General features: G+C 41.3%; 7 protein-coding genes. 3 read left to right on the top strand and 4 right to left on the bottom strand.

From position 1 onward, the window contains the following. The coding region (locus OQ5_RS20705) for an IS4 family transposase (protein WP_016777274.1) at window positions 1-942 on the top strand (942 nt) is incomplete at its 5' end. On the opposite strand, the gene OQ5_RS23475 is transcribed toward OQ5_RS20705, so the two are convergent. The 3 genes from OQ5_RS23475 to OQ5_RS20700 are packed head-to-tail and all read right to left on the bottom strand — an operon-like array spanning window position 939 to window position 2048. Beyond that, window positions 939-1103 (bottom strand): hypothetical protein, encoded by a 165-nt coding sequence (locus tag OQ5_RS23475; protein ID WP_016777273.1) that lies wholly within the window; start codon window positions 1101-1103, stop codon window positions 939-941. The two genes, OQ5_RS20705 and OQ5_RS23475, sit on opposite strands and share 4 nt — an antisense overlap. A gap of 5 nt (window positions 1104-1108) precedes the next feature. Further along, window positions 1109-1330, bottom strand: a complete 222-nt coding sequence (locus OQ5_RS24515; RefSeq protein ID WP_016777272.1) for a hypothetical protein — start codon at window positions 1328-1330, stop codon at window positions 1109-1111. Further along, window positions 1311-2048: a diacylglycerol/lipid kinase family protein gene (locus tag OQ5_RS20700; RefSeq protein ID WP_016777271.1), complete on the bottom strand. Its 738-nt coding sequence runs from the start codon at window positions 2046-2048 to the stop codon at window positions 1311-1313. The genes OQ5_RS24515 and OQ5_RS20700 overlap by 20 nt, the downstream gene beginning before the upstream one ends. Window positions 2049-2112: 64 nt before the next feature. On the opposite strand from OQ5_RS20700, the gene OQ5_RS0109505 reads away from it, so the two are divergent. Both OQ5_RS0109505 and OQ5_RS0109500 read left to right on the top strand, forming a co-directional pair. Continuing rightward, window positions 2113-3282, top strand: coding sequence for an App1 family protein (locus OQ5_RS0109505; protein WP_016777270.1), 1170 nt, complete (start codon window positions 2113-2115; stop codon window positions 3280-3282). 645 nt (window positions 3283-3927) lie between these two features. After that, window positions 3928-6417 carry a glycoside hydrolase family 9 protein gene (locus tag OQ5_RS0109500; RefSeq protein ID WP_016777269.1) on the top strand — a complete coding sequence of 830 codons (2490 nt, stop codon included), beginning with the start codon at window positions 3928-3930 and terminating at the stop codon, window positions 6415-6417. Between the two features lie 79 nt (window positions 6418-6496). Here the strand turns inward: OQ5_RS0109500 and OQ5_RS0109495 are convergent, their stop codons facing one another. Further along, window positions 6497-7042 (bottom strand): macro domain-containing protein, encoded by a 546-nt coding sequence (locus OQ5_RS0109495; protein ID WP_016777268.1) that lies wholly within the window; start codon window positions 7040-7042, stop codon window positions 6497-6499. Window positions 7043-7241 lie beyond the last annotated feature (199 nt).

The raw sequence follows: 7241 nt of genomic DNA, 5'->3' as shown, positions 1-7241 counted from the left end.
GGCTTTGAAGGTCAGGCCAAATATGAATCAAATTATCGACGGATTCAGCGGTTTTTTGCCGAGTTTGTTATTGATCGTCATTTACTGGCGAAGTTGATATTTTCGTTATTGCCCCATAAGCCGCCCTACAAGTTGAGTATGGACAGGACCAATTGGAAATTTGGCAAAACAGATATCAACATATTGATGCTGAGTGTTTGTTACAAAGGTGTAGCTATACCCCTTTTATGGAAAATGCTACCTAAAAGAGGAAATTCCAATGCGGAAGAGCGAAAAGAGCTACTCAATGAGTATATTGAACTGTTTGGTATCAGTTCTATATCGAGTTTTTTAGCTGATAGAGAATTCATTGGAGAACGGTGGTTTGATGAACTCATTAGAAATAGAGTGCCATTTTTTATTCGCATTAAGGAAAATATGAAAGTAAAGATTCCTCACAAAGGAATAAAAAAGGCTTTTTGGCTATTTAATCATTTAAAAACAAGTCAATATCACCACATTGATGGTCTTGTTTATTTGGGAAAGAATCTTGTTTATTTGTCTGGAATAAAGACGTTTAATCCTGCAACCGGAAGAGTCGAATTTGTTATTATTGCTTCATTTAATAAACAAGACCAGGCACTTATTGACTATAGGGAAAGATGGCAAATTGAAACCATGTTTAAAGCAATGAAATCAAGCGGGTTCAACTTAGAAGACACACATTTAAACAATTTGGACAGAATTACAACACTGATAGCTGTTGTAGCAATTGCATTTGTCTGGGCCTATTTAGCCGGAATTGATAAGCATGAAAACATAAGCCCTATCAAGGTCAAAAAGCATGGCAGAAGAGCATACAGTTTTTTTAAATATGGTCTTATTAGAATTGCTCATGCCATAATGAATACCTTAAATGTCAAGGAGTTTAATGATTGTATAAAAGTTTTGTCATGTACTTAGAATTCAAATATAAAAAAATTATCCCAACAAAAGCCAAACAATGCTTCTCCTATTCCCGTAATATCGGCCGGTTTATCGGCCTGCTTTGCAAACATTGTTCCGGCAAAAGCCATGACGATGGCAGCAACGATACAATAAAGAATGGCTGGCAAAAGTTCCATTAGTTTTAATGCTTTTTAGAAGGATTAAAAAGAAGATGTTCTTCCTGATCGTTGAAGATAATATCAATGGCCGCAGGAACAATTTCGGCGTCAATATGCTTTACTTCTCCAATAGGTTCTCCGTCTATCTGGAGGTCCTGAGCTGGTTGCAGGGATATTTTAGCTTGTTTACACGAGAGAATTCTGACATGTCTGAGACGATGAATATTACCTGTGAAAAAAAGCAAAGATCATCCTGAAAAGATAGTGCCATGGATAAGGTTTGATTATGACAATTTCGAATTTTCCATCGTCTATTTCTCCTGTAGGATTTACCACGGCACCTGTTCCAAAAAAATGTGTATTGAGTATGACTACCATGACAGCTTTGTATTTTCGTGGTCTTTTTCTTCTGCAATGAACAGTACATCTGAAATGTGAAGGTGCTTTCAGCTCTTTAAAAAATTGCCGTGCGTATCCGTAGAGTCCCCTTATTTTTTCCTGGTCGAAACGTTTAATGATCCGGGCATTCATTCCCAGATCGCTCAGATGTACCGTCAGATGTTCTCCGTTAATTTTTAAAAGGTCGATACGCTTCGAAACGTTTCTTGCAATGATACTCATGGCACGTTCAAGGTTTGCAGGAATGTTGAATTCAAAGGCCATGCCGTTTGCCGATCCTGTAGGTATGATTCCGAGCTTGATATTTCTTTTCCCAGCTACAACCGATGCCGCAAGGTTGACTGTGCCATCGCCTCCAACAGCGACTACTATATCGGGGTTTTGTTTCTCAACATCGGTCAGGAGAGTTTCGTGGTCGTTATTGCCTGTGGTTTCAGTAAAGCAGGGCTCCATATGATGTTTTTCACAGTAAAGACCAATTTGCTGCCGTATATTGGACTTGTCATTACTTCCCGAAGCAGGATTGATCACAAATAGTACCTTTCTTTTTTCAGAGGCTTTCATAATAATTTTGTTGAAGAATCATTACTTTTGAGTATTATCTAAAGATAATAAAACCACCCGGAATATGCCTATTATTACCAAAACTTTCAGATATATACTTCGCAAAGCCGGAAGCCCCTTGAGGAGAGCCCGTTTATGGCTCAAAAAGCGACTGGGGTGGCTCGGCGTTCCCACCATTGAGCCATATATGGGATTCAGCAATGGCAACGAAGCGTATATTACCGGAAACGTAATGGAAGATAAAGGATTGGATAAGCCGAAGCCGGGACAAAAACTCCGCACCAATATGTTGGCAATGCTTAAGCGATATGTGAGTGACGAGATCAGTGGTGTGAGGGTCAGGGTGACATTCCGCGATAAGGAAGAAATTGTTGAAACCAATGAGTTGGGGCTTTTTCATTGCTATTTGAGTTTTCCGGGAAAACCGGCTCACGGACTTCATTTTGAGAAGGTATTTTATGAACTTTTGGATGAGGTTGTGGATAATCAGGGCCCGATTAAAGCCGAAGGAGAGGTAATGATTGTCTCCGGAGGGATTGATTTTGGAGTTATTTCTGACATTGACGACACCGTTATGGTTTCACATTCTACCGATACACTTAAGAAACTTCGACTGATGCTTTTCAAAAATGCACGTACCCGTGTCCCCTTTGAGGGTGTAGCTGCCTTTTACAGAGCACTTCATACAGGAAAGAAGGACGGTCCTGGTCGAAATCCTTTGTTTTATGTATCGAGTAGTGAGTGGAACCTTTACGATCTATTGGTCGATTTTTTTGAATTTCGTTTCATTCCTTCCGGGCCTTCGCTCTTGCAGGAACTCGAACACAGCATTTTAAAGTTTTGGAAATCGGGAGGCGGCGATCACGAACACAAGTATGAAAAGATTCGTTTTCTTTTGTCCTTTTTCCCTGAACTGGATTTTATACTCATCGGTGACAGCGGTCAAAACGACCCTGATATTTACCTGAGGGTGGCAAAAGAGTTTCCTCGACGGATAAAAGCTGTTTATATTCGTTGTGTGAAAAAATCGCATAAGAAGCATTATACAATGAAGATGGTCAGTGAAATGGAAAAACTAAATATCCCTGTGTTATTGATAAACAGCACTGAAGAGGCTGCCCGCCATGCACTGATGAATGGCTACATCGATGCTTCTTCAATGCCTGATATTGCCCGTCAGCTTGAGGAGGATCATAATTTTAGCTTCACGGACATGTTTTATTCATCAGTATAAAATCTTATCATAAATTTCTACTTTTTAGCTCAAAATATCCACCTTCTATTTGCTGCCATTATGAATATTTATGGATATTTTTGATAAGCGCCTAAAGACAACTAATATCTATTTGCTTAAAATATCCCTCCCGGAAGTAATAATTCGTGCATGTCTGTAAAGCAGGAAAAATTTCCTGTTTATCATGTATGAGCCTGGTCTAAAAAGCATCTTTAATGCCAAACTCTGTGTTGTTTTAAATTTTTGCATCCTCATTAACAACAAGTTAACTCAGATACAAAAATTTAAAACGCCTTGATTTTGACAAAAATATGCTTTTTATATCGCACTCATGTATCTGTTCAGAAAGTGTCATTTACAAAGATTGAGAAGTCCGAAAATACGGAGTTTACTCCCCGTAAATGAGTAACTTTCAGACGAGCGTCACACAGTAAATGGCACTTTATGGATAAACACTAATTCGGGTCTGACTATGATTTAAAATCCCCGGTAACAAACCTGTTTCACTTTCTATGCGAGTTAAGCTAAATATTGCTCCGCTTGCTTGCAAAAACTAAGGTTTTAAATCTGATTCTCAACCCTTATTTTTTGCGGTTAGTTCATGAAATATTTTGATAATGATTATACTGAAAAATTCTATGGCTTATGAAATTTATTGACCTAAACAAATTTTCATCGTTCAGGAAACTGTTCCTGACTTTTTTTGTCCTGATGTTGTATTTTATTCCGTTAGAGGCCGGGCAGGGAATCGCTTTAAACGACTCGTCCTACTATGAAAATGAAGGGGTAAATATTTTGGTTTTCAGTAACTGGTACAACGAAAATTTCAGTGATTCAAAGATGAGTGGCATTGAGATCATTCATCATGGAAAACGAACGGTGACCAACGGAGATGTTCGTTTAAATCATACCCCCGAACAGTGGGACCCGATTCCAAAATTCAAACGGAAGGAGGTAGATCGTGAAAATAATGTTGTAAAAGCCTGGCTTGAATATCCCGATTTTGAGTATTTAATTCTTACGGAGCCATCGGGAGATGATATTATTATCAGTGTTCATCTGGATAAGCCGATACCAGATGAGCTGGAAGGGAAAGCAGGATTCAATCTGGAGTTTCTGCCTTCGGCCTATTTCGGGAAAACCTTTCTGATGGATGGTCAACCGGGCATTTTTCCACTCTATCCATCCGGGCCTACCTCTGTAGGTGATGCTGGAAAAACAGTGCCTTTGCCGGTTGCAAAGGGAAATAAAATAGTCCTTGCACCGGAAGATGATTACCGGAGAATTACCGTTGAATCCGATAATGAATTACTCTTTTTCGATGGTCGCAACAAGGCCCAAAACGGTTGGTTTGTGTTGCGAAGTCTGATACCTGCCGGCGAAATCGGAAAAGTTATTGAATGGAAGCTTAGTGTATCCAGGGTTTCAGGCTGGCTGCGTGATCCGGTAATCAGCTTTTCGCAGGTTGGGTATCATCCGTCTCAAAGCAAACGTGCCGTTATTGAACTCGACAAAAATGACCGATTTTTACCCGATGCTGAACTTCTGAAAATTGATGAGAACGGAAAACGTAGTCTGATTCATAGCGGCCCTGTAAATCAATGGGGAAATTATCAGCGATACCAGTACGGAATATTTGATTTTACAATCGTGCAGGAGCCCGGTGTGTATGTTGTGAAATACGGGGATGAAGAGAGCCGTCCATTGCGCATAGGCAAGGATGTTTATGAGGGTATCTGGCATCCGACTCTTGATGTTTATATTCCCGTTCAAATGGATCATGTGCTGGTTAACGAGGCTTACCGGGTTTGGCATGGCGCTTCTCATCTCGACGATGCACTTCAGGCACCTGTCAACCACGAGCATTTCGATCTTTATGCCCAGGGGCCGACCACCGATACACCTTATGACCCTGGTGAGCATATTCCCGGACTGAATGTGGGAGGATGGTATGATGCCGGAGATTATGATATCAGAACGCAGTCGCAATACTTTACGGTTTTACACCTGGTGCATGCCTGGGAGGATTTTGATATTTTCCGCGATGAAACCCTTGTAGAGCAGGAGAACCGATATGTTGATCTCCATCATCCCGACGGGAAAAACGACATTCTCCAGCAAATTGAACATGGCGCCATCGGACTCATTGCCCAGCATCGTGCTGTAGGGCATGCCATTCCCGGTATTATTGTTCCATCATTGTTGCAGTACACACATTTGGGCGACGGACTAACCATGACCGATAACCTGATCTATAATCCGGCTCTCGACAGCTTGGAAGTCGATTACCCCTATAGCGGTACTTTCGATGATCGTTGGGCTTTTACCAGCAAATCCACTGCGCTTAATTATGGTTCGGCTGCCGGACTGGCTGCTGCTTCCCGGGCTCTAAAAGATTTCAATCCGGAACTCTCGCAGGAATGTCTTGAAACAGCTATAGGCGTGTGGAATACGGAACAGGGTAAAGACCCCGATATTTTTGAGGTTGGCAACACTACCGGAGGACCTTTGATCCTTGAGGAGTTAAGAGCTGCGGTTGAGCTGCTCATCTCTACCCGTGGTGATAAATATGCCCGGAGAATTCGTGAAATGTGGCCCGAAATTAGTCAACAATTTGGTTTTCTGGCTTCTACGCTTTTGCCGGCATTACCTTATATGGATGATGCGTTTGTAGCTGAGGTTGAACAACGCGCCAGGCAGTACGCCCGGGAGATTAAAATCTTTGAGCGAATGAATCCTTTTGGAGTCCCGATAACAGAAGGCGGATGGGCTGGTAACGGATCAGTGATCGGTTTTGGCATTACCAATTACATGCTTCATAGATCATTTCCCGATATATTCGACAGGGAATATGTTTTCAGATCGCTGAATTACATTTTTGGATGCCATCCCGATTCTGATATTTCTTTTGTTTCGGGTGTAGGTCTGCATTCCAAAAAGGTTGCTTACGGTATGAATCGGGCTGATTTTTCATTTATAGCAGGGGGCATAGTTCCGGGCGTACTCATATTAGACCCGGATTTTCCTGAGAATAAGGAAGACTGGCCCTTTCTTTGGGGTGAAAATGAGTATGTAATTACTGTGGGTGGTTCCTATATTTATCTGGCAAACGCTGTTCAGGCATTGCTTGAATAACAATAGCACGGGGAACAGGGCGTGGAATGTATAAAGACAAATCAGCCGACACAGGACTTAATCAGACTAAAAATTTGGATTATTTCTGTGCTCCATGCCCTATGCTCTCTATCATTTCTTTGTAGATTTCGTAATCTCCTTTGCTGAAAAGTACGAACCGTATGGTTTTTACATTTTTCAGCGCTGGAGCAACTTCTTTAATTGTATCAAGAGTCACTTCGGCAGCCTCTCTGATTGGATATCCGAATGCCCCGGTTGATATTGCCGGAAAAGCTATGGAACGTATGTTGTTCTCATCGGCAAGTTTCAGCGCATTGCGGTAACAATCTGCCAATAATTTATCTTCAGGCTTGTCTTTGCCATATACGGGTCCAAGACAATGAATAACATATTTATTTGGCAGATTATGTCCACCAGAAATTACGGCTTCACCTGGTTTTATGGGAGCCATGGGGCGGCACTCTTCTTCGAGGCCAGGTCCGGCAGCCCGGTGAATGGCCCCGGCCACGCCGCCACCAATTCTGAGTTGCGCATTGGCAGCATTTACAATCGCTTCCATGTCTGGTTGTGATGCAATGTCTCCACGCATGCATTCAATGGTAATTCCGGAAATTTTTGTTTTCATGGTCTATCGTTTTTTAATCGGTTCAGTATTTTTATCATTTTGTTATTTGTCGAAATAATATAATGAGCCCGGTCTAAAAAGCATCTTTGTTGCCAAACTCTGTGTTGTTTTAAATTTTTGCATCCTCATTAACAATGGGTTAACTCCGGTACAAAAATTTAAAACGCCTTGATTTTAACAAAAATATGCTTTTTATACC

The sequence above is a fragment of the Anaerophaga thermohalophila str. Valhall genome (genome assembly GCF_000250735.1).
GTDB classification, from domain to species: domain Bacteria; phylum Bacteroidota; class Bacteroidia; order Bacteroidales; family Marinilabiliaceae; genus Anaerophaga; species Anaerophaga thermohalophila_A.
The sequence above is the reverse complement of the archived record's forward strand: the minus strand, read 5'-3'. Positions and strand labels throughout refer to the sequence as shown.